This window comes from Colwellia sp. NW0002-52-1, from assembly GCF_057550865.1.
The window spans coordinates 1-2,626 of the sequence record NZ_BAAJLU010000043.1 but is presented as its reverse complement, the minus strand read 5'-3'; the positions used below and the strand labels follow the sequence as shown (position 1 = coordinate 2,626).

General features: G+C 50.1%; 1 rRNA gene. It reads right to left on the bottom strand.

The features are described 5' to 3' along the window. Positions 1-19: 19 nt before the first annotated feature. Positions 20-2,626: ribosomal RNA gene (locus AC27H3_RS17995) — 23S ribosomal RNA — on the bottom strand; the annotation flags it as partial.

Below are 2,626 nucleotides of genomic sequence, written 5' to 3'. Positions count from 1 at the left end.
AAAACCACTTGGGTGTTGTATGGTTAAGCCTCACGGGTAATTAGTATTGGTTAGCTCAATGCCTCGCAGCACTTCCACACCCAACCTATCAACGTTGTAGTCTCCAACGACCCTTTAGGGAGCTTAAAGCTCCAGTGAGAACTCATCTCAAAGCCTGCTTCCCGCTTAGATGCTTTCAGCGGTTATCAGTTCCGAACGTAGCTACCGGGCAATGCTATTGGCATAACAACCCGAACACCAGCGGTTCGTCCACTCCGGTCCTCTCGTACTAGGAGCAGCCCTCTTCAATTCTCAAACGCCCACGGCAGATAGGGACCGAACTGTCTCACGACGTTCTAAACCCAGCTCGCGTACCACTTTAAATGGCGAACAGCCATACCCTTGGGACCGACTTCAGCCCCAGGATGTGATGAGCCGACATCGAGGTGCCAAACACCGCCGTCGATATGAACTCTTGGGCGGTATCAGCCTGTTATCCCCGGAGTACCTTTTATCCGTTGAGCGATGGCCCTTCCATACAGAACCACCGGATCACTATGACCTACTTTCGTACCTGCTCGACGTGTCTGTCTCGCAGTTAAGCTGGCTTATGCCATTGCACTAACCGTACGATGTCCGACCGTACTTAGCCAACCTTCGTGCTCCTCCGTTACTCTTTAGGAGGAGACCGCCCCAGTCAAACTACCCACCAGACAGTGTCCCCAAGCCCGATTAGGGCCCTAGGTTAGAACATCACGCATACAAGGGTGGTATTTCAAGGTTGGCTCCACTTCATCTGGCGACAAAGTTTCAAAGCCTCCCACCTATCCTACACATGTAGGAGCAATGTTCACTGTCAAGCTATAGTAAAGGTTCACGGGGTCTTTCCGTCTAGCCGCGGGTATACGGCATCTTAACCGCAATTTCAATTTCACTGAGTCTCGGGTGGAGACAGTGTGGCCATGATTACGCCATTCGTGCAGGTCGGAACTTACCCGACAAGGAATTTCGCTACCTTAGGACCGTTATAGTTACGGCCGCCGTTTACCGGGGCTTCGATCATGAGCTTCTCCGAAGATAACCCAATCAATTAACCTTCCGGCACCGGGCAGGCGTCACACCGTATACGTCATCTTTCGATTTTGCACAGTGCTGTGTTTTTAATAAACAGTTCCAGCCACCTGGTTACTTCGACTCTCCTGTGCTTACTCCGCAAGGGATTCACACGAGAGAGCGTACCTTCTCCCGAAGTTACGGTACTATTTTGCCTAGTTCCTTCACCCGAGTTCTCTCAAGCGCCTTAGTATTCTCTACCTAACCACCTGTGTCGGTTTGGGGTACGGTTCCTATATATCTGAAGCTTAGAAGCTTTTCCTGGAAGCATGGCATCAATGACTTCATGTCCTTGGACACTCGTCTCGTATCTCAGCGTTAATGAAGACCCGGATTTACCTAAGTCAACCGCCTACATACTTTCACACGGACTACCAACGCCGTGCTCACCTAGCCTACTCCGTCCCTCCTTCGCAATATATAGAAGTACAGAAATATTAATCTGTTTCCCATCGACTACGCGTTTCCGCCTCGCCTTAGGGGCCGACTTACCCTGCCCTGATTAACATGGGACAGGAAACCTTGGTCTTTCGGCGGGGGAGTTTTTCACTCCCCTTATCGTTACTCATGTCAGCATTCGCACTTCTGATACCTCCAGCATGCTTTACAACACACCTTCAACGGCTTACAGAACGCTCCCCTACCACTCATAATAAATTATGAATCCGCAGCTTCGGTGACTAGTTTAGCCCCGTTACATCTTCCGCGCAGACCGACTCGACTAGTGAGCTATTACGCTTTCTTTAAAGGATGGCTGCTTCTAAGCCAACCTCCTAGCTGTCTATGCCTTTCCACATCGTTTCCCACTTAACTAGTACTTTGGGACCTTAGCTGGCGGTCTGGGTTGTTTCCCTCTTCACAACGGACGTTAGCACCCGTAGTGTGTCTCCCGCATATCACTCATTGGTATTCGGAGTTTGCAAAGGGTTGGTAAGTCGGGATGACCCCCTAGCCTTAACAGTGCTCTACCCCCAATGGTGTTCGTGCGAGGCTCTACCTAAATAGATTTCGGGGAGAACCAGCTATCTCCCGGCTTGATTAGCCTTTCACTCCGACCCACAAGTCATCACCGCATTTTTCAACATACGTGTGTTCGGTCCTCCAGTTGATGTTACTCAACCTTCAACCTGCCCATGGGTAGATCGCCGGGTTTCGGGTCTATACCCTGCAACTAAACGCGCAGTTAACACTCGCTTTCGCTACGGCTCCCCTATTCGGTTAACCTTGCTACAGAATATAAGTCGCTGACCCATTATACAAAAGGTACGCAATCACCGGACTAAATCCGGCTCTCACTGCTTGTACGTATGCGGTTTCAGGTTCTATTTCACTCCCCTCACAGGGGTTCTTTTCGCCTTTCCCTCACGGTACTGGTTCACTATCGGTCAGTTAGGAGTATTTAGCCTTGGAGGATGGTCCCCCCATGTTCAGTCAACGTTTCACGTGTGCCGACCTACTCGATTTCATGATAAGTTTATTTTCGTGTACGGGACTATCACCCTGTATCGTTCTACTTTCCAGTAGATTCCACTAA